Here is a 21,236-nt window from a genome sequence, read left to right as displayed (position 1 = left end):
CCGGCCCGCAAGGACCGGCCTTTTTGCTTTCAGTCGGCCCGCATCGTGCCCGTGTCGCGGTAGCGCACGTGCCACGAAAACGCCTCTTCGAGCCGGTGCGGCGTGTGGCCGCCGCAGGTCGCCACAGCACGCGTGTAGTAATCCTGCAGCATCGCGCGGTACGGCTCGGCCGCGCAGTTGGCGATGATCGCCGCCGCCCGCTCGCGCGGTGCCAGCCCGCGCAGGTCGGCCAGGCCCACCTCGGTGACCAGGATGTCGACGTCCTGCGGCGCATGGTCCACGTGCGACACCATCGGCACGATGCTCGACACCGCGCCCTGCTTGGCGACCGACTTGGTCGCGAAGATCGACAGGTAGGCGTTGCGCGCGAAGTCGCCCGAGCCGCCGATGCCGTTCATCATGTGCGTGCCCAGCACGTGGGTCGAGTTGACGTTGCCGTAGATGTCGGCCTCCAGCGCCGTGTTCAGCGCGATGATGCCCAGCCGCCGGATGATCTCCGGGTGGTTGCTCACCTCCTGCGGCCGCAGCACCAGCCGGTCCTTGTAGCGCGCCAGGTCGCCGAACACCTGCCGCGCCTTCGCGGGCGACAGCGTGATCGACGAGCCCGAGGCGAAGTCGAGCTTGCCGGCGTCGAACAGGTCGAAGGTCGAGTCCTGCAGCACCTCCGAATACATCGTGAGGTGCTCGAACGGCCCCGCGCCCAGCCCCGACATCACCGCGTTGGCGACCGTGCCGATGCCGGCCTGCAGCGGCAGCAGCCGCTCGGTGAGCCGGCCCTGCGCCACCTCGCGCTCGAAGAACGCCACCAGGTGCGCCGCGATGGCCGCGGTCTCGGCGTCCGCCGGCAGCACGGTCGAGGTGCTGTCGGCCTTGTCGGTGATGACGATGCCCAGGATCTTCTCGGGCGGGATCTGGATGGCGCTGGTGCCGATGCGGTCGTGCGGCGCCACCAGCGGCATCGGCTCGCGTTGCGGGCGGTGCTTCGGAATGAAGATGTCGTGCAACCCTTCGAGCGCGGTCGATTGCGAGGTGTTGATCTCGACGATCACCTTGTCGGCCAGGATCGCGAAGCTCGCGCTGTTGCCGATCGAGGTGCTCGGCACCAGCGCGCCGGTCTCGGTGATGGCCACGGCCTCGATGATCGCGATGTCGATCGGCGGGATCTGACGCGTGCGCAGCATCTCGACCGTTTCCGACAGGTGGTGGTCGATGAACATCACCTCGCCGCGGTTGATCGCCTGGCGCAGCACGGTGTCGACCTGGAACGGCATGCGCCGACTGATGGCGCCGGCCTCGGTCAGCTGGCGGTCCACGTCGCCGCCGAGCGAGGCGCCGGTCATGAGCGTGATCTTCATCGGCTCGCGGCGCGCGCGGGCCGCGAGCGCCAGCGGCACGGCCTTGGCGTCGCCGGCGCGCGTGAACCCGCTCATGCCGACCACCATGCCGTCGCGGATCCATTCGGCTGCGGCCTCGGCGGTGGTGATCCTGCTGCGCAGGGCGGGCAGGCGGATGCGGTCTTCGTGCGGCATGGGGGACAAAACGTCTTTCTTTCGTCAGGCAGGGAAAAGAAAAGCCGGCACCGCGCGCGCGGCGGGTGTCAGCGCAGGAAGTAGTCGACCGGCACCAGCGGCGCCGGCGCCGGGGCGCCCACCGACTGGCACAGGTCGATCTCGAGCGTGCGGCACAGGGCCTCGAGCGGCAGGTCGTTCGACTCGGTGCCGAAGGGCTCCTCGATCTCGTCGCCGAGCGCGTCCAGACCGAAGAAGGTGTAGGCCACGATCAGCACCACCACCGGCGTCATGAACCCGACCGAGTCCACCAGCCCGAAGGGCAGCAGGTAGCAGTACAGGTACGCCGTGCGGTGCAGCAGCAGGGTGTACGAAAAGGGGATGGGCGTGCTGAGGATGCGCTCGCACGACGCGGCCGCCGCGCTCAGCGCCGACAGCGTGCCGTCGACACCCGCCGCCAGCGCCGGGTCGATGCGCCGCGCGCGCAGCGCTTCGCGCAGGTCGGCGCCCATGTGCATCAGCAGCGCATGCGGCCGGTTGGCGACCTGGGTCAGGCCCTGCCACTCCGCCTCGCGCAGGAAAGGTTGGGTGTCAGTTGCCGCGTCGGTGCCGCGCAGCTGGTGGCGCAGCGCATGGGCGAAGGCCGCGGCGCGCAAGGTCATGCGCACGCGCAGGTCGTCCAGGCGGCGGACGGTGTCGGCGCCGGCGTTCACCGGCGCATCGCCGTCGATGAGGCTCTGGCACTGGCGCGCCAGGTTGCGCGAGCGCAGGATCACCTCGCCCCAGAGCTTGCGCGCTTCCCAGAAGCGGTCGTAGGCCGCGGTGTTGCGAAAGCCCAGGAAGATCGCCAGCGGCAGGCCGAGCAGCGCGAAGGGCACGGTGCCCAGCGGGATCTTGATGGAGCCGAAGCGCCCGTGCAGCACCGTGACGACGATCGCCACGATCACGTTGAGCGTCAGCGCCGCGGCGATGCGCGGCAGGACGGAGCCCCGCCAGGACAGAAACAGCTTGAGCCCGGACGGGCGTTTCCGGACGATCATGAAAGCGGGGGGCAGGGGAGACAGGCAGGCATGGAGGCCGCGCACGCCGCAAGGCCCGCGCGGGCGCTGATTGTCGCCGAGGCGTCAGCGCGAGGGCGGCCACGCGCCCCAAGACCAACGAAGACGGTCGGGCTCAGCGCACGAGCCACAGCCCCACGCCCAGCAGGACGGCCTGCGCCACCAGCGCGATGTAGAAGAGCTTGCGCGAGGGCGTCGCCATCTCCTGCAGCACCTCGTGGATGCGGCGCGTGAGCAGGGCGCGCAGGGCAGGGTCTTCACCCGTCGCCGGTGTCGTCGCACCGTGCGCGGCACGTTCCTGCTGCCACTCGGCCAGCATGTCGCTCAGGGGCAGGCGGCCCAGCACGAAGCCGACCACCGCGCGCACGGCCCGGCCTTCGCCGAGCACCGGTGCGAGCTGCTGGCACAGGGCGTCGGGCGACAGCCAGTCGGCCACGCGCTGCAAGCCGCCGTGGGTGCGCGGCATGGCTTCGATGCGGCCCGCGATGGCGTCGCCCAGGCGCTGCGACACGGCCTCGCCGCGCGCCGCGACCAGGTGCTGCATCGCGCGGGCGCGGCCCCGCTGCACGCCGAGCAGGAAGTACACGCCGACGAACAAAGACAGCAGCACGGCCACCAGCAACGGCGGCGACATGATCAGCGCCAGGATGGCGCCCGCGCCACCGGCGCGCGCCGCCGGGATGCCCGGGCCCTGCAGCTGGCTCAGGTAGTAGAAGAACACGCCGCCGCCGAGAAACAGGCCGATCAGCGCGCCCTTGATGGCCGAGCCGGCGAAGGCGAAGCCGGCCTTGGCGCCGGTGCGAACGAGAGACTGCGGGTGGGCGGGTGGCGACGACATGAAGGGTTCCTCCGGTTTTTCTGGAAAGCCGCCTCCTGCGAGGCCGGTCGCTGGCGATCATGCCACCGCCTTCCCGCACCATAATCGCGCCACACAACAACGAGGAGGATCGTCATGGGAACCGTCAAGTTTCAGAAACCGACCGGCGCATTCGTCGCCGCATCCTGGGCCGCGCTGATCATCGGCGCCATCGTGTACCTGCTCGGGCTGTGGAATGCCGCGATGCAGCTCAACGAGAAGGGCTACTACTTCACCATCCTCATGTACGGCCTGTTCTCGGCCGTGTCGCTGCAAAAGACGGTGCGCGACCGGCTCGAGGGCATCTCGGTCACCGGCATCTACTTCGGCCTGTGCTGGGTCTCGCTGCTGCTGTCGGTGGGCCTGCTGGCCGTGGGCCTGTTCAACGCCTCGCTGGCCGCGAGCGAAAAGGGCTTCTACGCCATGGCCTTCCTGCTGAGCCTGTTCGGCGCGGTGGCGGTGCAGAAGAACGTGCGCGACATCGCCGCGTACAAGGCCGAGAACCCGCTGGCCGACGACGTCACGGCCACCGAGTAAACCAGGCCGGGCTCAGCCCGCCTCGAGCAGGCGGCGCAGGGCCTGCAGGTCGCGCGCGATCCATCCGGCATCGCGTGCAAAGGCCGCATCGTCCATGTGCGGCTGGCGCAGCAGCGTGAACTGCAGCTCGCACACGCCAGGCGCCACGCCGATCACGCGAAACGGCAGGTAGACCTCGGGCACGCCTTCGGGCGCCACCCAGTGGTCGAGCACGCCCAGGTCGTTGGGCGGCGCAAAGCGCATGCGGGCCTCGCCGCTTTCGGGCGTGCGCACGATCCAGTGGTCGCCGTGCGGCACCAGCGCACTCTTCGCGAGGCCGCTGGCCCAGTCGGGCAGCCGCTTCGGATCGGACGCGAGCGCATAGGCGCCGCGCCATTCGCACTGCACGCGCTGCGTGATGACGCGGGACAGGGCCGCGTCGCCTTCATTCGCCGCTGGGGTCGTCGCTTGTGTCATCGAAGTCGCTCCTGAGCACCTTGGACACGACGGCGCCCGAGAAACCGCGCGCCATCAGGAATCGCATCTGTTTCGCGCGCTCCTTCGCATCGGCGGGTGGCGCGTCGAAGCGGCGGCGCCACAGGGCCGTGGCGCGCTCGACTTCGGTCTCCTGCAAGCCGGCCACCGCCTGCGCGATGGCTTCGGGCGCGATGCCCTTGGCCTGCAGCTCCTGCTTCACGCGCAACGCGCCCGAACGGGCGGCGCGCTGGTGCAGCACCGAGGCGACGACGCGCGGCTCGCTGATGAAGTCCTTGGCCGCCAGCTCGTCGAGCGCCTTCGCCAACGTGCCGGGCTCTTCCTCGTGCTTGGCCAGCTTGCGCTCCAGCTCCGCGCGCGAATGCTCGCGCTGGCTCAGGAGGCGCAGGGCGCGGCCTTTGAGGGAGGGGGCGCTGAAGGCCATTCGGGGGTGGTGGGTCGCTCAGGCGGCCCACGCAACACGCGAAGGCCGCTTCGTCTCACTTACTCCGCCGCCTTGTCGGCCTTCGATGCCTTGGCGGGCTTCTCGGCCTTCTCGGGTTCGCTGCCGGCGTCGGCCGCGAGCAGCGGAATGCCCAGCGACTCGCGCACCTTGTTCTCGATCTCGCGCGACAGGTCGGGGTTCTCGCGCAGGAATTCGCGGGCGTTGTCACGGCCCTGGCCGATCTTCTCGCCGTTGTAGGCGTACCAGGCGCCCGACTTGTCGATGATCTTGGCGTTCACGCCCATGTCGATGATCTCGCCCTCGCGGCTGATGCCTTCGCCGAACAGGATGTCGAACTCGGCCGTCTTGAACGGGGGCGACACCTTGTTCTTCACCACCTTCACCTTGGTTTCGTTGCCGATGGCTTCGTCGCCCTTCTTGATGGTGCCGATGCGGCGGATGTCCAGGCGCACCGAGGCGTAGAACTTCAGCGCATTGCCGCCGGTGGTGGTTTCGGGCGAGCCGAACATCACGCCGATCTTCATGCGGATCTGGTTGATGAAGATGACCATGCAGTTGGTCTTCTTGATCGTGGCCGTGAGCTTGCGCAGCGCCTGGCTCATCAGGCGGGCCTGCAGGCCGGGCAGCGAGTCGCCCATTTCGCCTTCGATTTCGGCCTTGGGCGTGAGCGCGGCGACCGAGTCGACCACGATCAGGTCGACGGCACCCGAGCGCACCAGCGAGTCGACGATTTCGAGTGCTTGTTCGCCGGTGTCCGGCTGGCTGATCAGCAGGTCGGACAGGTTCACGCCGAGCTTCTGGGCGTACTGCACGTCGAGCGCGTGCTCGGCGTCGACGAAGGCGCAGGTGCCGGCCTGCTTCTGCATGGAGGCGATCACCTGCAGCGTGAGCGTGGTCTTGCCCGAGGATTCCGGGCCGTAGATTTCAACGACGCGGCCACGGGGCAGGCCGCCGACGCCCAGCGCGATGTCCAGGCCCAGCGAGCCGGTGGAGACCACCTGGATGTCTTCGAGCGCCTCGCCTTCGCCCAGGCGCATGATCGTGCCCTTGCCGAACTGCTTTTCGATCTGGGCCAGCGCGGCCTGCAGGGCCTTGGCCTTTTCACTGTTGGCGACCGAGATGCTTGCGCCCTTGACGACTGCGTCCATGTGGAAATCTCCTTGAATATCAACGGTTTGTGTCGGGATTCATCCATCTGCTTTTAACCACAGGCTGGATGCTTGAACAGTAGTGTAGGGGCTCATGGCGTTTCGCAAACCCACTTTAAAGTCAGTTTGCCTTACCATCTGAAGCCATGGCCGACCCCGCCTTTCCCACCGATCCCGACGCCTGGCGCCAGACCCACCTGGGCCGCCTGCTGGGCCATGCGATGCGCCGCTTCGACGAGCGCGTGCTGGCGCTCATGGCGCACGACATCGACGTGCCGCTGGCGCTGTCGAACCTCGCGGCGCGCGCGCAGGTGAGCGCAGCGCACATCCACATCACGCGGCACCTGGCGCGCGAGGGCTCGCGCCTGACCGAACTGGCCGAGCGCGCCGGCATGACCAAGCAGGCCATGGGCACGCTGGTCGACCAGTGCGAGGCCTGGGGGCTGGTCACGCGCGGGCCCGACCCGCTCGATGCGCGCGCGCGGCGCGTGCTGTTCACGGCCGACGGGCTGGCCTGGCTGGACGCCTTCCGCCGCGCCGTGACGCAGACCGAGCGCGAGTTCCGCGCCAGCGTGGGCGACGAGATCGCCACCGTGGTAACCATCGGACTCGAAGCCTATACAGCGGGCTAGACTCGCGTTGAGACAAATGTGAACTGCGCCGGCATGGCGCCTGAATCCGCCGGAGGTGGCTCATGCGAATACTGATTGCCGAAGACGACCAGGTGCTGGCCGATGCCCTGCTGCGCAGCCTGCGCACCTCGGGCGCGGCGGTCGATCACGTGGCCAACGGCTCGCAGGCCGACACCGCGCTCATGACCCACAGCGAGTTCGACCTGCTGATCCTCGACCTCGGGCTGCCCAGCCTGCACGGCATCGAGATCCTCAAGCGCCTGCGCGCGCGCGGCTCGCAGCTGCCGGTGCTGGTGCTCACGGCAGCCGACAGCGTGGAAGAGCGCGTCAAGGGCCTGGACCACGGCGCCGACGACTACATGGCCAAGCCCTTCAGCCTGCAGGAGCTCGAGGCACGGGTGCGCGCCCTCACGCGGCGCGGCATGGGCGCCACCAGCAACGCGATCCGCCACGGCCCGCTGGTCTACGACCAGGCCGGCCGCGTGGCGACCATCGACGGCAAGATGATCGAGCTGTCGGCGCGCGAACTGGGCCTGCTCGAGGTGCTGCTGCAGCGCGCCGGCCGGCTGGTCAGCAAGGACCAGCTGGTGGACCGGCTGTGCGAATGGGGCGAAGAGGTGAGCATCAACGCCATCGAGGTCTACATCCACCGCCTGCGCAAGAAGATCGAGAAGGGACCGGTGCGCATCGCGACGGTGCGCGGGCTGGGCTACTGCCTCGAGAAGATTCCCGGTTGAGCGTGCCCCGCCCGCGCGCAATGCCGTCAGGGCTGCTTGCGCAGATTGACGAGCAGCGTGGCGCCGGTGTTCGAACGGCTCAGGAACATGAGGCTGCGGAAGTAGCCGTTGCTGTCGTACACGCCCGCCGGCACCAGCCCGATGATGGCCGGCCCGGCATAGCTGCCGGTGGCGGCGGGGGTGAGCTTGCAGTCGTTGGTGCTGGCCGTGGCGGCATTCACGGCCTTCAGCGTGAGGCTGTACATGTTCTTGGCCGAGCCGGGCTGCGCCAGGGCGACAGTACCCGAGAGCGTGCACTGGCCGATCTGCACGCCGCTCGTGCTGCCAGTGAACACGCCCTGGCCATCGACCTGCACCGTCACGCCCAGGCTCGGGCTGCTGTCGGTGTTGGACCACGTGCCGGTCATGCTCGCCTGCGACACCGCCAGCGCGTTCTCGATCGTGTAGGCCAGCGGGCCGACATCGGACGGCCTGCGGTTGTCGTAGGCGTAGGTGCCATCCACCGACTTCTTCGGCGTGAAGGTGCCCGAGCCCGTCACCGGATATGCGTTGGGCGGAACATACAACTCGGTGTCCGGGTTGAACGACCAGTCGAGCCCCGTGACCTTCAGCGAACCCCACATCGTGCCCCCGAGGAAGCTGCCCGCCAACGAACCGTTGGTGCCGACGAAGGCAATGCCTCGCACGCCCGCGTAGATGCCTTCGCTGTCATTGCCCACCGCGGCGGTGGAGCCGGGCTGCGGCGCACTCAGCGAGGGCGACGGCTCGGAGCCCGGCACAGCGGCGCGGTTCTCGGCCGGTGCGGGCGCGGGCGCCGGGGCTGGGGAGGGCGCAGGGGCGGGCGCCGGAACCGGTGCGATCGGCAGCATCGGCATGCCACCGCCGCCTCCACCACCTCCGCCGCCGCATGCGGTGACACCCACGCTGGCGGCCAACACGGTCGCGGCCATCCAGAGCGGCTTGGGGCAGCCGCCCACGGTCTTTTGCTTCATGATTTCTCCCTGATGTTTTTGAATTGCAGAAACTGCACGTCAAGGCTACAACCAGTCACACCTTGTCAATGAAACGTCACACCTGCGAATCGCAGTACTAGTTCACGCTCGCCCGCGTTCTTTCGTCTTGCCAGGAACTCCCTTGAAGCTCTTTCAGCGCGCCCAGCGCTCCCTGTTCGGCGAGATCCTCGACTGGATGCTCACGCCGCTGCTGCTGCTCGTGCCGGTGAGCATCGGCGTGACCTGGCTGGTGGCGCAGGGCATCGCCAACGCGCCCTTCGACCGCGCGCTGGAGCACAACGTGAAGGTGCTGGCCGAGCTGGTCACGGTGAAGCAGGGGCAGACGCACTTCGTGCTGTCGCAGTCGGCGCGCGAGATCCTGCGCGCCGACGACGCCGGCCACATCTACTACCAGCTGCTCGACGGCCACGGCACGCTGCTGCACGGCGAGCGCGACCTGCCGCAGCCCAACGTGGACGACCCGCCCGGCACCAACGTGGTCCTGCTGCACAACAGCACGGTGCACGGCCAGCCGGTGCGCGTGGCCTCGCTGTGGATTCCCAGCGGCAGCGAAGAGGTGCCGCCCTCGCTGCTGCAGCTGGCCGAGACGCGCGAGAAGCAGGCGGTGCTCGCCACCGAGATCATCAAGGGCGTGCTGCTGCCGCAGTTCGCGATCCTGCCGCTGGCGGTGCTGCTGATCTGGCTGGCGCTGGTGCGCGGCATCAAGCCGCTGTCGGTGGTCGAGGCGCGCATCCGCGAGCGCCGCCCCGGCGACCTGAGCCCGCTCGACGAGTCCTCGGTGCCGCTCGAGGTGGTGCCGCTGGTGTCGTCGGTGAACGAGCTGCTCGACAAGCTCAACGATTCCATCTTCACGCAGAAGCGCTTCCTGGCCGATGCCGCCCACCAGCTGAAGACCCCGCTCGCGGGCCTGCGCATGCAGGCCGACCTGGCGCAGCGCGAGGGCGCCAACGCCGACGAGCTCAAGCAGTCGCTCAAGCAGATCGGCCGCGCCAGCGTGCGCGCCACGCACACCGTGAACCAGTTGCTGTCGCTGGCGCGCGCCGAGGGCACCAGCGCCATGACGCACTGCCAGCCCTGCGACCTCGCGCGGCTGACCATCGAGGTGGTGCGCGAGGCCGTGCCGCGCGCGATCGAAAAGCGCATCGACCTCGGCTACGACGGCGTCCAGGCCGGCGCGCCCGGTGTGATGGTCGACGGCAACCCGACGCTGCTGAAAGAGCTGGTGCGCAACTTGGTCGACAACGCGCTCAACTACACGCCCTCGACGCCCGAGCGCCCCGGCGTGGTCACGGCGCGCGTGCTGGCCGACCCCTTCGGTCACGTGCAGCTGGTGCAGGTGGAAGACAACGGCCCCGGCATCGCCGAGGCCGACCGCGAGCTGGTGTTCGAGCCCTTCTACCGCGTGCTCGGCAACGAGGCCGACGGCTCCGGGCTGGGCCTGCCGATCGTGCGAGAGATCGCCAACCAGCACCGCGCACGGGTCAAGCTCGAAGACGCGCACCCCGGCAAGCACCCGCCGGGCGCGCTCTTCACCGTGCGCTTCGAGGAGGCCCCTTCCGAATGAATCCGCTCGACACGCTGCGCCAACGCTTCCTGGAAATCCGCCTCGACACCGACGTGTCGGACATGTTCGACTTCGGCGCCGATCTGCTGGAACAGGATTCAGCCGAGGCGCTCGCCTTCCACTACGCGCTGCTGCACGACACCGGCATGGACAGCGAGCTCTACGACTGGCTCTGCCGCAAGTTCGGCGAGCGCGGCGACGAAGCCGAAGACCACCTGCTCGCGCAGTTCGACCGCGAGCCCGACCCGGCGATGCAGGCCACGGTGCTGCAGCTGCTCGGCGGCTTCAAGTATCGCAAGGGCCGTCGCCTGAAAGAGACTGCGGCCCTCGCGCGCGCCGCGCTCGTATCGCCGCACGACGAGCTGCGCTGCAAGGGGCTGTGGGTGATCGGCTGGCTCGGCGGCACGACGGACATCGCCAAGGTCGCGCCGCTGCTCGCGCACGACGTCGTCGCCACGAACCGCCGATGGGCCGCGAGCGCGCTGATGCAGATCGTGTTCAACCGCCGCAGCGCCGCACCCAAGGCGCTCGAGCCCTTGCGCCAGGCGCTCGACACCGAGACCGATCCAGCCGTGCTGGGCGGCATCCTGGTCGCGGTGCAGGAAATCGCGGGAAAGAAATTCGGCCTGAGCTCGAGCTCGCACGAGCCGCCGTCCGAAGAAAAGCTGCAGGCCGCCTTGGCCAAGGCGCGGCGCATGTTCGCGCGCGCTGCTGCGGCCTGACCGGGTCAGGGCGCGGGCGTGCCCGAAGGCTTGGCCTCTTTGCGGATCTGCACCCACTCGGGGTGGATCTGCCGCGCCATGCGCTGCGGCTCGCGCTCGTCGAGCGCCGCGGGCGCAAGCCCGAAGCCGGCCAGGTCGCCGCGCGTCCACAGCCAGTAGCCCGCGTTGGCGGCGAGCAGGGCGATGAGGACCAGGCGCAGCTTCATGCCCTCGCTCAGAAAGACATGCCGCGCGGGCGCACGCTCACTTCGTCGCTGGAGATCAGTTGCAGGCCGGCGTCGGTGCGCACCTGCAGCTCGCCACCCCAGGCCACGCCTTCGCACAGGCCCGCGGTGCCGTCGCTGAGCGTCACCTCGCGCCCGCGCAGCACGTCGCGCGCCGCAAAGCGTTCGGCAAAGGGCGCGAAGCCCTGCGCCTCGAAGGCGAGCACGCTGCGCACCAGCGGCTCGGCCAGCGACAGCAGCACCTCGGGCGCGGACGCGTCGGGCTGCCACTGGCGCAGCCAGGCCGGCGGCGTGCGCATGCCGTCGCCCTCGCGCGGGCCGATGTTGATGCCGATGCCCACCACGAGGTAGCGCGCGGCATCGGGCCGGGCGGTCTGCGGCATCGCGGTCTCGATGAGGATGCCGACCAGCTTGCGGTCGTTCACCCAGATGTCGTTGGGCCACTTGAGGCCGACCTGGTGCGCGCCCGTCGGGTCGAGGCTTTCGGCCACGCTCACGCCCACGGCCAGCGACAGGCCCGACCAGTCGGCCGGCGCCAGCGGCATGCCCAGCGAAAAGGTGAGCGAGGCGGGCGCCTCGGGCTGCTGCGCGCTCTGCCACGGGCGGCCGAGGCGACCGCGCCCCGCCGTCTGGCGCTCGGCCACGAGCAGCACGGGGTCGGTGCGGCCGGCGCGCGCGCGGCGCATCAGCTCGGTGTTGGTGGAATCGATTTCGGCCACGGCCTCGACCGCGAAGCCGGGCAGCAGCGGCGCGACCGTCGCGGCGATCCGGTCTTCGAACCAGGCGCTGGCCGGCGTCGTGCCCATCGTCAGTCTCCGGCGGCGGCCGGGGCGTCGCCCTTGGACTTCTTCTTGCCGTCGGCCTTTTTCTTGTCGGCCTTCTTGTCCGCTTTTTTCTTCTCGGCTTTCTTTTCAGCCTTCTTCGCTTCCTTGGCCTTGGCCTTCTTCTTCTCGGCCTTCTTTTTGGCCTTCTTCTTTTTCTTCTTGTCTTTTTCCTCGTCCTCGTCCTTGGGCGTCAGCAGCGTGCCGCGGCACATCTCGGAGCCGCACCAGCACGGGAACTCGGACAGCAGCTTCTCGGTGTACGGCTCGTCGATGATCAGGCCGTAGTCGTAGTTCAGTTCCTCGCCGGCGGCGATGTTTCTCAGGGCCTTGATATAAACGCGCCCATCGACTTCGTCGGCCTCGCAGTTCGGCTCGCACGAGTGATTGATCCAGCGCGCGTCGTTGCCCTTCACATTGCCGTCGATCACGCGGCCGTCGTCGATGTGGAAGTAGAAGGTGTGGTTCGGCTGGGTCGGGTCGTGCGGATGGCGGCGCAGCGCCTCTTTCCAGCTGATGACCTCGCCCTTGTATTCGATCAGCGTTTCACCTTCGGCCAGGTCCTGCAGGGCGAACACGCCGTTGCCATGGACGTCCGAGCGGCGCATCTGGATGCGCCGGCCACCGGAGCGCGTGGCGGCGGATCGCGCCTCGGGCTCGGTCACGGGGGCGGCTTCCTTGTCGCGGCCGGCGGAAAGTGGGGATTTGGAAGGCATCGCCGAAGTCTGTTAGGTTGAATATGCACACATGCGTGTGCGCGCGTGCGCACGCGGAAGCCGCAGAGTATAGAGAGCCCTCAGATGACAAAGACTTTGGTAATCGCAGAAAAGCCGTCGGTGGCCCAGGACATCGTCCGGGCCCTCACGCCGGTGGCCGGCAAGTTCGACAAACATGACGAGCATTTCGAGAACGACACTTACGTCGTGACCAGCGCCGTGGGCCACCTGGTCGAGATCCAGGCCCCGGAGGAATTCGACGTCAAGCGCGGCAAGTGGAGCTTCGCCAACCTGCCGGTGATCCCGCCGCACTTCGACCTCAAGCCGGTCGACAAGACCAAGACGCGCCTGAACGCCGTGGTCAAGCAGGCCAAGCGCAAGGACGTGACGCAGCTCATCAACGCCTGCGACGCGGGCCGCGAGGGCGAGCTGATCTTCCGCCTCATCGAGCAGTACGCCGGCGGCAAGAGCCCGCTGGGCAAGCCGGTGAAGCGGCTGTGGCTGCAGTCGATGACGCCGCAGGCGATCCGCGACGGCTTCGACGCCCTGCGCACCGAGAAGCAGATGCAGGGCCTGGCCGACGCCGCGCGCTCGCGCTCCGAGGCCGACTGGCTGGTGGGCATCAACGGCACGCGCGCCATGACCGCGTTCAATTCGCGTGACGGCGGCTTCTTCCTCACGACCGTGGGCCGCGTGCAGACGCCGACGCTGTCCGTCGTCGTGGAGCGCGAAGAACAGATCCGCAAGTTCGTCTCGCGCGAGTACTGGGAAATCCACGGCAGCTTCGCGGCCGAGGCCGGCCAGTACCCGGGCAAGTGGTTCAACCCCGACTGGAAGAAAGCCAACGCGCCGCTTCTGGCCAACGGCGAACCCGACGCCGAGCAGCGCGCCGACCGCGTGTGGTCCGAGCAGGAAGCCCGCGCCATCGCCGACGCCTCGCGCGGCAAGCCCGCCACGGTCACCGAAGAGAGCAAGCCCACCACGCAGGCCTCGCCCGCGCTGTTCGACCTGACCTCGCTGCAGCGCGAGGCCAACGGCCGCTTCGGCTTCAGCGCCAAGACCACGCTCGCGCTGGCGCAGAGCCTGTACGAACGCCACAAGGCGCTGACCTACCCGCGTACCGATTCGCGCGCGCTGCCGGAAGACTATCTGCCCGTCGTCAAGCAGACCATGGAAATGCTCGCCAGCAGCGGCATGAAGCACCTGGCGCCGTTCGCGCAGCAGGCGGTCGACGGCAACTACGTCAAGCCCAACAAGCGCATCTTCGACAACGCCAAGGTGTCGGATCACTTCGCCATCATCCCGACGCTGCAGGCCCCCAGCGGCCTGAGCGAGGCCGAGCAGAAGCTCTATGACTTCGTGGTGCGCCGCTTCCTGTCGGTGTTCTTCCCGAGCGCCGAGCACCAGGTGACCACGCGCATCAGCACGGTCGAGCAGGGCGGCAAGAAGTACCCCTTCCGCACCGACGGCAAGGTGCTGGTGAAGCCGGGCTGGCTCGCCATCTACGGCAAGGAAGCCCAGGACGACGAGAAGGAAGACGACAAGGACGGCAAGCGCCTCGTGCCGGTGAAGCCGGGCGAGATCGTGCAGAACGAGTCGGCCGACCTCAAGGGCCTGAAGACGCGCCCGCCCGCACGCTATTCGGAAGCCACGCTGCTGGGCGCCATGGAAGGCGCCGGCAAGACCATCGACGACGACGAGCTGCGCGAGGCCATGCAGGAAAAGGGCCTGGGCACGCCAGCCACGCGCGCGGCCACCATCGAAGGGCTGATCGCCGAGAAGTACATGCTGCGCGAGGGCCGCGAGCTCATTCCGACCGCCAAGGCCTTCCAGCTCATGACACTGCTGCGCGGCCTGGGCGTGGAAGAACTGTCCAAGGCCGAACTCACGGGCGAGTGGGAGTACAAGCTGGCGCAGATGGAGAAGGGCGCCCTGAGCCGCGACGCCTTCATGCGCGAGATCGCCGAGATGACGGAGCACATCGTCAAGAAGGCCAAGGAGTACGACCGCGACACCGTGCCCGGCGACTACGCCACGCTCGCCACGCCCTGCCCGAACTGCGGCGGCGTGGTGAAGGAAAACTACCGCCGCTACGGCTGCACCGGCAAGAGCGGCACGGGCGAGGACGCCTGCGGCTTCTCGTTCGGCAAGTCGCCGGCGGGGCGCACCTTCGAGGTGGCCGAGGCCGAGCAGCTGCTGGCCAACAAGCACATCGGCCCGCTCGAGGGCTTCCGCTCCAAGGCGGGCTGGCCCTTCACCGCCGAGATCATCCTCAAGTACGACGGGGAAGAAGCCAAGAACTGGAAGCTCGAGTTCGACTTCGGCGACGACAAGAACGAAGACAGCGGCGAGATCGTCGACTTCAGCCAGCAGGACACCGTGGGCCCGTGCCCGGTCTGCGGCGCGCCGGTGTTCGATCACGGCAGCAACTACGTCTGCGAGAAGTCGGTGCCGACGAACGAGCAGCCGACCCCCAGCTGCACCTTCAAGACCGGCAAGATCATCCTGCAGCAGCCGGTGGAGCGCGACCAGATGGAGAAGCTGCTGGCCACCGGCAAGACCGACCTGCTCGACAAGTTCGTCTCGATGCGCACGCGCCGCGCCTTCAAGGCCTTCCTCACGTGGAACGCCGAAGAAGGCAAGGTGACCTTCGAGTTCGCACCGCGCGAAGGCGGCAACAAGTTCCCGCCGCGCAAGACCTTCGGCAAGCCTGCCGCCAAGACCGCGGCGGCCAAGAAGGTCGCGGCGAAGAAGACGCCCGCCGCCAAGAAGGCACCGGCCGAGAAGAAGGCGGCCAAGCCGCGCAAGCCGGGCGCGGGCCTCAAGCCCAGCGACTCGCTGGCCGCGGTGATCGGCGCCGAACCGGTGGCGCGCACCGAGGTCATCAAGAAGCTGTGGGACTACATCAAGGCCAACGGCCTGCAGGACGCAACCAACAAGCGCGCGATCAACGCCGACGCCAAGCTCAAGCCCGTGTTCGGCAAGGACCAGGTGACGATGTTCGAACTCGCGGGCATCGTGGGCAAGCACCTCTCGGCGCCCGACGCAGCCTGACGACGCATGCAGCGCCGACACCTCGCCACCGCCCTGTGTGCAGCGATGCTGCTGGGCGGCGCGGGCCTGGCCCAGGCCGCCGCGTGGCCTGACAAGCCCGTCAAGCTGGTCGTGCCCTTCCCACCCGGGCAGGCCACCGACATCTTTGCCCGCGCGCTCGCCGAACAGCTCGGCAAGCGGCTGGGCCAGCCCGTGATCGTCGACAACAAGGCGGGCGCGGGCAGCAACATCGGCACCGAGTTCGTGGTGCGCGCACCGGCGGACGGCTACACGCTGGTGGTGGCGGGCAGCGCGATGGCGGTGAACCAGACGCTCTACGCCAAGCCGGGCTTCGACCCGCGCAAGGACCTCGTCGGCATCTCGCTGATCGCGAAGGTGCCGCTGGTGTTCCTGGCCACGCCCGAAAGCGGCATCCGCACGCTGGCCGAGCTCACGGCGCGCGCCAAGGCCGAGCCCGGCAAGCTGAGCTACGCGAGCGCCGGCATCGGCGGCACGCAGCACCTGTCGGGCGAAATGTACAAATCGGCGGCGCATGTGTTCATCACGCACATTCCGTACCGGGGCAGCGGGCCGGCGCAGGCGGACTTCCTGGGCAACCAGGTGCCGCTGATGGTCGACTCGGTGACGGCCGCGCTGCCGCACATCAAGGCGGGCAAGGCGGTTGCGCTGGCGGTGACTTCCGCCACGCGCTCGTCGCAATTGCCCGAGGTGCCCACCGTGCGCGAAAGCGGCGTGGCCGGCACGAAGAACTTCGAAGCCGTGGGCTGGCTCGGCCTGATGGCACCGCGCGGCACGCCGCCCGAGATCGTGGCGCGGCTGAACCACGAAGTGACCGACATCTTGAAGAGCGAGCAGATGGCGCGCTTCATCCGCGACCGGGGCTCCGAGCCGGCGCCGACGAGCGGCGCCGAGTTCGACCGCTTCGTGGCGAGCGAGATCGGGCTCTGGGGTGCGGCGGTGAAGGCGTCGGGCGCGAAGCCCGAGTAACCCGACTAGCGGCTCAGGCCGGCGCTGCCGGCGGCAGCACGGTCGCCTCTCCGCTGCGGTCGACCTCGGCCAGCAGCCAGTGGCGGAAGTGATCCAGCGTGGCCAGCTGGCCGCGCCCCTCGGGGTAGCAGAACCAGTAGCCCTCGCTGCCCCGGTAGCCGCCGTCGGGCAGCGGCTCTTCCACCAGCCCCGACGCAATTTCGTCCTGCACCAGGCAGCGCGGCACCAGCGCCACGCCCATGCCGGCCATGACGGCGCGGATCATGGTCTGGAACTGGTCGAACTGCAGCCCGGCCAGCGGGTCGAGCCCGCGCACGCCGTGCGCCTCGCTCCAGTGCAGCCACGACTGCGGCACGCTCACATGGCGCAGCAGGGTGCAGCGCGCCACGTCCTGCGGCGTGCGGATGGGGGCCTCGGCCTGCGCGGCGCGCGGGGCGATCAGCGCCACGTCCTGCCCCGCGAGGTAGTGCGAGCGCGCGCCGGGCCAGTGGCCGTCGCCGAACAGGATGGCGCAGTCGAGCTCGGGCCGCTCGAAGTCGTAGCCGTGCACGAAGGGCACGAAATGCAGCGTGATCTGCGGGTGCCGCTGCTGGAAGTCGGGCAGGCGCGGAATCAGCCACTTGGCGCCGAAGGTGGGCAGGGTCGACAAATGCAGCGCACCGCCGCCGTCGCCACTGGTGATGAGCTCCAGCGTGGCCGCCTCCAGCTGCGCCAGCAGGGCGCGCACCGCCTTTTCGTAGCGCTCGCCGGCGGGCGTGAGCGCCAGGCGCTTGCGGCTGCGCTCGAACAGCGGCGCGCCGATCCAGCGCTCGAGCTCCTGCACCTGCTTGCTCACCGCGCCCTGCGTGAGGTGCAGCGCCTCGGCCGCGCGCGACACGCCGCCGAAGCGCACCACGGTGGAGAAGGCACGCAGCAGGTTTAGGGGCGGGTTGAGGCGTCGCAGCGGCATGGGGGAGCCCATCAAGTCATTCCAGATTGGAATGATATCGGGTATATCCTTTGCTTCAGGTGAGCTGCAGCTTTGCACATTCACTCATCGTTCCATTGGAAGAACCCTCATGCAACGTCGTCATTTCCTCTCCACCCTGGCTGCCGTTTCTTTCGCCCCAGGAATATCCTTTGCCCAAGGCAAGCCGATCCGCCTGGTCGTGCCCTTCCCGCCCGGCGGCGCCACCGACATCACGGCCCGCGTGCTCTCCGAGCCCCTGGCCAAGATCCTCCAGCAGCCCGTGGTGATCGACAACCGCGCCGGCGCGGGTGGCTCGATCGGCATGGCCGAGTTGGCGCGCGCCACGCCCGACGGCCTGAGCTTCGGCGTGGCCACGCTGTCCACGCACGGCGTGAACCCGGCCGTGTACCAGAAGCTGCCCTACGACCCGATCAAGGGCTTTGCCGCCGTGACCGAGTTGGTGAAGGCGCCGGGCGTGATCGTCATCAACCCGGCCGTGCTGCCGGTCGGCAGCTTCGCGGAACTCGTGAAGTACCTGAAGGCCAACCCCGGCAAGGTGTCGTACGCCTCGCCGGGCAACGGCACCATCGGCCACATGTGGGGCGAGCTGTTCAAGAGCAGCACCGGAACCTCGATGGTGCACATCCCCTACCGCGGTGCGGGCCCGGCCATCAACGACGTGCTCGCAGGCCAGGTGCCGGTGTACTTCGACCAGGTGGCCTCGTCGCTGCCGCACGTGAAGGCCGGCAAGCTGAAGGCGCTGGCCGTGTCCTGGAGCGGCCGCCTCGACGTGCTGCCCGAGGTGCCGACGTATGGCGAGCTGGGCTACGCGGCCAGCAACGACCCCTCGTGGTTCGGCATGATCGCGCCCGCCGGCACGCCGCCCGAGCTGGTGCTGCGCATGCAGCAGGCCGTGGCCACCGCGCTGAAGGACCCCGCGGTGCGCGAGCGCCTGGCACTGCAGGGGCTGTACGCCTCGGGCACCACGCCGGCCGAGTTCACGAAGCAGATCGCGAGCGAGATCGAGAAGATGAAGAAGGTGGCCGCCTTCGCGCGCATCCGATTGGACTGACCGACACCGCCTATGCATCCAGTCCTGAAACTGATTCAAACCCGCGCCCAGGTGACCAGCGTCGCCGGGCACACCCCGCTGGTGCTGGACTCGCCGCACAGCGGCACCGTCTACCCCGAGGACTTCCGGCCCGTGTGCGACCTCGCCACGCTGCGCCGGGCCGAGGACACCCACGTCGAGAAGCTCTACGCCTTCGCGAGCGACATGGGCGCCGCCTGGATCGAGGCGCACTTTCCGCGCAGCTACCTCGACGCCAATCGCGACATGACCGAGGTCGACACCACCATGCTCGACGGCCCGTGGACCGAGCCGGTGTCGACCGACCCGCGCGTGCTGTCCAAGGTGCGCCTGGGCAAGGGCCTGATCTGGAAGCTCACCGACGAGGGCCTGCCGATCTACGACCGGCCGCTCACGGTGGCCGAGGTGCACCAGCGCATCGACCAGTGCTGGCGCCCGTACCACGCGGCGGTGGCCCAGGCCATCGACGACGCGCATGCGCGGCACGGCTACAGCATCCACATCAACTGCCACTCGATGCCCGCCATTGCGGGCAGCCACGCCACCGACTTCCCGGGGCTGGCGCACGCCGACTTCGTGATCGGCGACCGCGACGGCAGCACGGCCGACCCGGCGCTGTCGCACAAGTTGTGCGAACACCTGCGCGCATGCGGCTACAGCGTGGACTACAACCACCCGTACAAGGGCGTGGAGCTGGTGCGCCGCCACGGCAACCCGGCGGCGAACCGGCACAGCATCCAGGTCGAGATCAACCGCAAGCTCTACATGGACGAGGCCACGCTGGCGCTCGACGAGGCCGGCGCGACGCGGCTGCAGGCCGACCTGCGATCGATGGTCGAGATGCTGCTGGCGACCGACCCGCGCGTGGCAGGCTGAACGACGCAGCCCCTGCAGGGGCTGGTGTCTTTGTTACAGGGCGGCCGGGGGCCCCGGCCTATAGTGGGACGTCCTTAGTTTCTGGAGTCCTGCCGTGAAGTCGATCCTTGCCGCCCTCGCCGTCCTTGCGACCGGTCTGCTGGTCTCGGGCTGCGCCGGCACCGCGCCGTCGCCGTCTTCTTCCTCCACGTCTTCATCGGGCAGCGGCGTGACGGTGTTCGGCACCATCGACGCTGGCGTCAGCGGCACGACGAACAAGTCGTCGCGCTGAGCGAGAGCCTCAGGCGACCGTCGCCAGGTAGCCCCGCAGCGCATCGCGCAGCTGGCGTGACAGTGTCTGCAGGTCGGGCCGCCCGCCCGTGCCGATGTGGGTGTGCGCGACCAGGCCGTAGATGATGGTCTGGCACACGCGCGCCGCTTCCTTCTTCTGCGGGGCGTCGGCCTTCACGTCGCCCGCCGCGTCCAGCACGCCCACCCATTCGGCCACGAAGCGGTCGTACATCTTGCGGTAGGCCTCGGGGCTGGAGAGGTGCCGCTCCAGCAGGTAGTGCGCGCCCCAGGCCACAGGCTGCGTGCGGTGCGCGTCGAGCTGCGCATCGATCACCGCGTCGACGATCTCGCGCCACGGCCGGCCTTCGTTCGCGGCCACGACCGCGCGCATGTCCAGCAGCAGCGCCTTGGAGCGCAGGTGCAGGCACACGCGCGCCAGGTCCTCCTTGTTCTCGAAGTATTCGTAGAAGCTGCCCAGGCCCGTGCCCGCCACGGCCACGATCTCGCGGATCGTGATGGCGGCGTAGCCCTTCTCGACCAAAAGCCGAACAAAGGCTTCCTGCAGCGCCTGCGAGGTGTGGCGCGCGCGGGACTGGCGCGGCTTCCTCCTCGGGGCGGCGGCGGGTGCGCGGGCGCCGGTCATGGCCGCCGAACCCGAACACCTCGCGGGCGGGTTGTTCCTAGAATTTTTGATCCCATCGAAAGGCATTCTGCAATGACCTCGCCCGACCGCGCCCCCGAGACAACGCCCCCCGCCGTCTACACCGGCGAGGGCGATGCGTGGCTGCCCGACGCGCTCTCGCGCGGCCCGTGGGACCCGCGCGCGCAGCATGGCGGCGCGCCCGCCGCGCTGCTCGCGCACATCGCCGAACGCGCGGCGCCCGGCCCCGGCTGGCAGCTGGCGCGGCTCACGCTCGAACTGGTGAAGCCGGTGCCGGTGGCGCCGCTGGTCACGCGCACGCAGTCGCAGGCCTCGCGCGCCACGATGCGCGTGGGCATCGACCTGCTCGCGGGCGACACGGTGGTGGCCCGTGCGCACGCGCTGCTGCTGAAGACCTCGCCACTGACCTTGCCGACGACCCTGCCCGCGGGCGATGCGCCGCGCGAACTGCGCCCGCTGCCCGAAGACTGCACCGAGCGCCTGCGCATTCCCGGCCTGCCCGACGGCCTCTCGTTCCACCAGACCGCCGTCGAATCGCGCCTGGCGCAGGGCGACATCGCGCAGCCCGGCGCGGGCGCCGCGTGGTTCCGGCTGGCGGTGCCGCTGGTGCGCGGCGTGGCCACCTCGCCCGCGATGCGCGCGGCGGCGGCGGCCGACTTCGGCAACGGGCTGAGCTGGGTGCTGTCGCCCGCCGACTTCCTGTTCTCGAACGCCGACCTCAGCCTGAACCTGTTTCGCGTGCCCGAAGGCGAGTGGATCGGCCTGCGCGCCAGCACCGAGATGCACGCCGGCGGCGCGGGCCTCACCGTGTCCCACCTGTACGACACGCGCGGCCTCATCGGCCTTGCGACCCAGACGCTGGTGGTGCGCGAACGCGCCGCCGCCTGAACACGT

The 21,236-nt window shown here is 69.2% G+C and carries 23 protein-coding genes; 11 read left to right on the top strand and 12 right to left on the bottom strand.

Annotation, left to right across the window (positions count from 1 at the left end):
- Positions 1-29: 29 nt before the first annotated feature.
- The 3 genes from scpC to AC1RAA_RS19900 form a co-directional block, all read right to left on the bottom strand.
- The gene (gene scpC, locus AC1RAA_RS19910; protein WP_492730201.1) at positions 30-1,529 is read right to left on the bottom strand and encodes a succinyl-CoA:acetate CoA-transferase ScpC; all 1,500 of its coding nucleotides are present in this window, start codon (positions 1,527-1,529) and stop codon (positions 30-32) included.
- Positions 1,530-1,597: 68 nt separating this feature from the next.
- Entirely contained in the window at positions 1,598-2,548 is a 951-nt protein-coding gene (locus AC1RAA_RS19905) for a bestrophin family protein (protein WP_492730199.1), read from the bottom strand.
- A 133-nt stretch (positions 2,549-2,681) separates the two neighbouring features.
- Positions 2,682-3,404 carry a hypothetical protein gene (locus AC1RAA_RS19900; RefSeq protein WP_369645658.1) on the bottom strand — a complete coding sequence of 241 codons (723 nt, stop codon included), beginning with the start codon at positions 3,402-3,404 and terminating at the stop codon, positions 2,682-2,684.
- A 114-nt stretch (positions 3,405-3,518) separates the two neighbouring features.
- On the opposite strand from AC1RAA_RS19900, the gene yiaA reads away from it, so the two are divergent.
- Positions 3,519-3,959 carry an inner membrane protein YiaA gene (yiaA, locus tag AC1RAA_RS19895; RefSeq protein WP_062482786.1) on the top strand — a complete coding sequence of 147 codons (441 nt, stop codon included), beginning with the start codon at positions 3,519-3,521 and terminating at the stop codon, positions 3,957-3,959.
- 12 nt (positions 3,960-3,971) lie between these two features.
- Here yiaA and AC1RAA_RS19890 read toward each other — a convergent pair whose 3' ends face one another.
- From AC1RAA_RS19890 to recA, 3 genes are read right to left on the bottom strand one after another with little or no spacing between them, the layout of a single operon-like run.
- Entirely contained in the window at positions 3,972-4,415 is a 444-nt protein-coding gene (locus AC1RAA_RS19890; protein WP_492730196.1) for an SRPBCC family protein, read from the bottom strand.
- Positions 4,384-4,857: a recombination regulator RecX gene (gene recX, locus AC1RAA_RS19885; RefSeq protein ID WP_307695264.1), complete on the bottom strand. Its 474-nt coding sequence runs from the start codon at positions 4,855-4,857 to the stop codon at positions 4,384-4,386. The genes AC1RAA_RS19890 and recX overlap by 32 nt, the downstream gene beginning before the upstream one ends.
- A 59-nt stretch (positions 4,858-4,916) precedes the next feature.
- A complete protein-coding gene (gene recA / locus AC1RAA_RS19880; RefSeq protein WP_062482792.1) occupies positions 4,917-6,026 on the bottom strand; it encodes a recombinase RecA in 1,110 nt (369 codons plus the stop codon).
- Between the two features lie 146 nt (positions 6,027-6,172).
- On the opposite strand from recA, the gene AC1RAA_RS19875 reads away from it, so the two are divergent.
- Positions 6,173-6,658, top strand: coding sequence for a MarR family winged helix-turn-helix transcriptional regulator (locus tag AC1RAA_RS19875; protein ID WP_062482795.1), 486 nt, complete (start codon positions 6,173-6,175; stop codon positions 6,656-6,658).
- A gap of 62 nt (positions 6,659-6,720) precedes the next feature.
- Positions 6,721-7,395 carry a response regulator transcription factor gene (locus AC1RAA_RS19870; protein WP_056575150.1) on the top strand — a complete coding sequence of 225 codons (675 nt, stop codon included), beginning with the start codon at positions 6,721-6,723 and terminating at the stop codon, positions 7,393-7,395.
- Between the two features lie 26 nt (positions 7,396-7,421).
- On the opposite strand, the gene AC1RAA_RS19865 is transcribed toward AC1RAA_RS19870, so the two are convergent.
- Complete coding sequence (locus AC1RAA_RS19865) at positions 7,422-8,387, bottom strand: hypothetical protein (RefSeq protein ID WP_492730194.1); 966 nt, start codon at positions 8,385-8,387, stop codon at positions 7,422-7,424.
- A gap of 142 nt (positions 8,388-8,529) precedes the next feature.
- Between AC1RAA_RS19865 and AC1RAA_RS19860 the strand changes: the two genes are divergently transcribed.
- Both AC1RAA_RS19860 and AC1RAA_RS19855 read left to right on the top strand, forming a co-directional pair.
- Positions 8,530-9,972: a sensor histidine kinase gene (locus tag AC1RAA_RS19860; protein WP_062480377.1), complete on the top strand. Its 1,443-nt coding sequence runs from the start codon at positions 8,530-8,532 to the stop codon at positions 9,970-9,972.
- Positions 9,969-10,694: a HEAT repeat domain-containing protein gene (locus tag AC1RAA_RS19855; RefSeq protein WP_492730192.1), complete on the top strand. Its 726-nt coding sequence runs from the start codon at positions 9,969-9,971 to the stop codon at positions 10,692-10,694. Before AC1RAA_RS19860 ends, AC1RAA_RS19855 begins: the two co-directional genes overlap by 4 nt.
- Before the next feature lie 5 nt (positions 10,695-10,699).
- Here AC1RAA_RS19855 and AC1RAA_RS19850 read toward each other — a convergent pair whose 3' ends face one another.
- The 3 genes from AC1RAA_RS19850 to AC1RAA_RS19840 are packed head-to-tail and all read right to left on the bottom strand — an operon-like array spanning position 10,700 to position 12,455.
- Positions 10,700-10,900 (bottom strand): sporulation protein, encoded by a 201-nt coding sequence (locus AC1RAA_RS19850; protein ID WP_159274165.1) that lies wholly within the window; start codon positions 10,898-10,900, stop codon positions 10,700-10,702.
- Positions 10,901-10,908: 8 nt separating this feature from the next.
- Complete coding sequence (locus tag AC1RAA_RS19845; RefSeq protein WP_062480383.1) at positions 10,909-11,724, bottom strand: biotin--[acetyl-CoA-carboxylase] ligase; 816 nt, start codon at positions 11,722-11,724, stop codon at positions 10,909-10,911.
- A gap of 2 nt (positions 11,725-11,726) precedes the next feature.
- On the bottom strand, positions 11,727-12,455 hold the full coding sequence (locus tag AC1RAA_RS19840) for an SET domain-containing protein (RefSeq protein ID WP_492730189.1): 729 nt from the start codon (positions 12,453-12,455) through the stop codon (positions 11,727-11,729).
- Between the two features lie 84 nt (positions 12,456-12,539).
- Here AC1RAA_RS19840 and AC1RAA_RS19835 point away from each other — a divergent pair, with 84 nt between their 5' ends.
- A complete protein-coding gene (locus tag AC1RAA_RS19835) occupies positions 12,540-15,509 on the top strand; it encodes a DNA topoisomerase III (protein WP_492730187.1) in 2,970 nt (989 codons plus the stop codon).
- A gap of 6 nt (positions 15,510-15,515) precedes the next feature.
- A complete protein-coding gene (locus AC1RAA_RS19830) occupies positions 15,516-16,496 on the top strand; it encodes a tripartite tricarboxylate transporter substrate binding protein (protein WP_492730185.1) in 981 nt (326 codons plus the stop codon).
- A 13-nt stretch (positions 16,497-16,509) separates the two neighbouring features.
- On the opposite strand, the gene AC1RAA_RS19825 is transcribed toward AC1RAA_RS19830, so the two are convergent.
- A complete protein-coding gene (locus tag AC1RAA_RS19825) occupies positions 16,510-17,445 on the bottom strand; it encodes a LysR substrate-binding domain-containing protein (RefSeq protein ID WP_492730583.1) in 936 nt (311 codons plus the stop codon).
- 109 nt (positions 17,446-17,554) lie between these two features.
- Between AC1RAA_RS19825 and AC1RAA_RS19820 the strand changes: the two genes are divergently transcribed.
- The 3 genes from AC1RAA_RS19820 to AC1RAA_RS19810 all read left to right on the top strand — a co-directional run bounded on the left by AC1RAA_RS19820 (position 17,555) and on the right by AC1RAA_RS19810 (position 19,682).
- Positions 17,555-18,517, top strand: coding sequence for a tripartite tricarboxylate transporter substrate binding protein BugE (locus AC1RAA_RS19820; RefSeq protein ID WP_062480391.1), 963 nt, complete (start codon positions 17,555-17,557; stop codon positions 18,515-18,517).
- A 12-nt stretch (positions 18,518-18,529) separates the two neighbouring features.
- A complete protein-coding gene (locus AC1RAA_RS19815) occupies positions 18,530-19,411 on the top strand; it encodes an N-formylglutamate amidohydrolase (protein ID WP_492730183.1) in 882 nt (293 codons plus the stop codon).
- Positions 19,412-19,505: 94 nt separating this feature from the next.
- Positions 19,506-19,682 carry a hypothetical protein gene (locus AC1RAA_RS19810; RefSeq protein ID WP_167481182.1) on the top strand — a complete coding sequence of 59 codons (177 nt, stop codon included), beginning with the start codon at positions 19,506-19,508 and terminating at the stop codon, positions 19,680-19,682.
- 9 nt (positions 19,683-19,691) lie between these two features.
- On the opposite strand, the gene AC1RAA_RS19805 is transcribed toward AC1RAA_RS19810, so the two are convergent.
- The gene (locus tag AC1RAA_RS19805) at positions 19,692-20,324 is read right to left on the bottom strand and encodes a TetR/AcrR family transcriptional regulator (protein ID WP_307582320.1); all 633 of its coding nucleotides are present in this window, start codon (positions 20,322-20,324) and stop codon (positions 19,692-19,694) included.
- Between the two features lie 72 nt (positions 20,325-20,396).
- Between AC1RAA_RS19805 and AC1RAA_RS19800 the strand changes: the two genes are divergently transcribed.
- Complete coding sequence (locus AC1RAA_RS19800; RefSeq protein ID WP_492730181.1) at positions 20,397-21,230, top strand: thioesterase family protein; 834 nt, start codon at positions 20,397-20,399, stop codon at positions 21,228-21,230.
- The last annotated feature ends 6 nt before the right edge of the window (positions 21,231-21,236 follow it).

This window comes from Variovorax sp. GW823-FHT04F07 (assembly GCF_058795995.1).
This window is presented reverse-complemented; position numbering and strand designations above follow the sequence as displayed.

Bases quoted from the DNA above. Each gene is read 5' to 3' on its own strand.
- AC1RAA_RS19815 (WP_492730183.1), top strand. From the start codon at position 18,530: ATGCATCCAGTCCTGAAACTGATTCAAACCCGCGCCCAGGTGACCAGC.
- AC1RAA_RS19900 (WP_369645658.1), bottom strand. From the start codon at position 3,404: ATGTCGTCGCCACCCGCCCACCCGCAGTCTCTCGTTCGCACCGGCGCC.
- AC1RAA_RS19830 (WP_492730185.1), top strand. From the start codon at position 15,516: ATGCAGCGCCGACACCTCGCCACCGCCCTGTGTGCAGCGATGCTGCTG.
- AC1RAA_RS19865 (WP_492730194.1), bottom strand. From the start codon at position 8,387: ATGAAGCAAAAGACCGTGGGCGGCTGCCCCAAGCCGCTCTGGATGGCC.
- recA (WP_062482792.1), bottom strand. From the start codon at position 6,026: ATGGACGCAGTCGTCAAGGGCGCAAGCATCTCGGTCGCCAACAGTGAA.
- AC1RAA_RS19855 (WP_492730192.1), top strand. From the start codon at position 9,969: ATGAATCCGCTCGACACGCTGCGCCAACGCTTCCTGGAAATCCGCCTC.
- AC1RAA_RS19820 (WP_062480391.1), top strand. From the start codon at position 17,555: ATGCAACGTCGTCATTTCCTCTCCACCCTGGCTGCCGTTTCTTTCGCC.
- AC1RAA_RS19845 (WP_062480383.1), bottom strand. From the start codon at position 11,724: ATGGGCACGACGCCGGCCAGCGCCTGGTTCGAAGACCGGATCGCCGCG.
- yiaA (WP_062482786.1), top strand. From the start codon at position 3,519: ATGGGAACCGTCAAGTTTCAGAAACCGACCGGCGCATTCGTCGCCGCA.
- AC1RAA_RS19890 (WP_492730196.1), bottom strand. From the start codon at position 4,415: ATGACACAAGCGACGACCCCAGCGGCGAATGAAGGCGACGCGGCCCTG.
- AC1RAA_RS19800 (WP_492730181.1), top strand. From the start codon at position 20,397: ATGACCTCGCCCGACCGCGCCCCCGAGACAACGCCCCCCGCCGTCTAC.
- AC1RAA_RS19835 (WP_492730187.1), top strand. From the start codon at position 12,540: ATGACAAAGACTTTGGTAATCGCAGAAAAGCCGTCGGTGGCCCAGGAC.
- AC1RAA_RS19840 (WP_492730189.1), bottom strand. From the start codon at position 12,455: ATGCCTTCCAAATCCCCACTTTCCGCCGGCCGCGACAAGGAAGCCGCC.
- AC1RAA_RS19805 (WP_307582320.1), bottom strand. From the start codon at position 20,324: ATGACCGGCGCCCGCGCACCCGCCGCCGCCCCGAGGAGGAAGCCGCGC.
- AC1RAA_RS19870 (WP_056575150.1), top strand. From the start codon at position 6,721: ATGCGAATACTGATTGCCGAAGACGACCAGGTGCTGGCCGATGCCCTG.
- recX (WP_307695264.1), bottom strand. From the start codon at position 4,857: ATGGCCTTCAGCGCCCCCTCCCTCAAAGGCCGCGCCCTGCGCCTCCTG.
- AC1RAA_RS19825 (WP_492730583.1), bottom strand. From the start codon at position 17,445: ATGCCGCTGCGACGCCTCAACCCGCCCCTAAACCTGCTGCGTGCCTTC.
- AC1RAA_RS19905 (WP_492730199.1), bottom strand. From the start codon at position 2,548: ATGATCGTCCGGAAACGCCCGTCCGGGCTCAAGCTGTTTCTGTCCTGG.
- AC1RAA_RS19875 (WP_062482795.1), top strand. From the start codon at position 6,173: ATGGCCGACCCCGCCTTTCCCACCGATCCCGACGCCTGGCGCCAGACC.
- AC1RAA_RS19850 (WP_159274165.1), bottom strand. From the start codon at position 10,900: ATGAAGCTGCGCCTGGTCCTCATCGCCCTGCTCGCCGCCAACGCGGGC.
- scpC (WP_492730201.1), bottom strand. From the start codon at position 1,529: ATGCCGCACGAAGACCGCATCCGCCTGCCCGCCCTGCGCAGCAGGATC.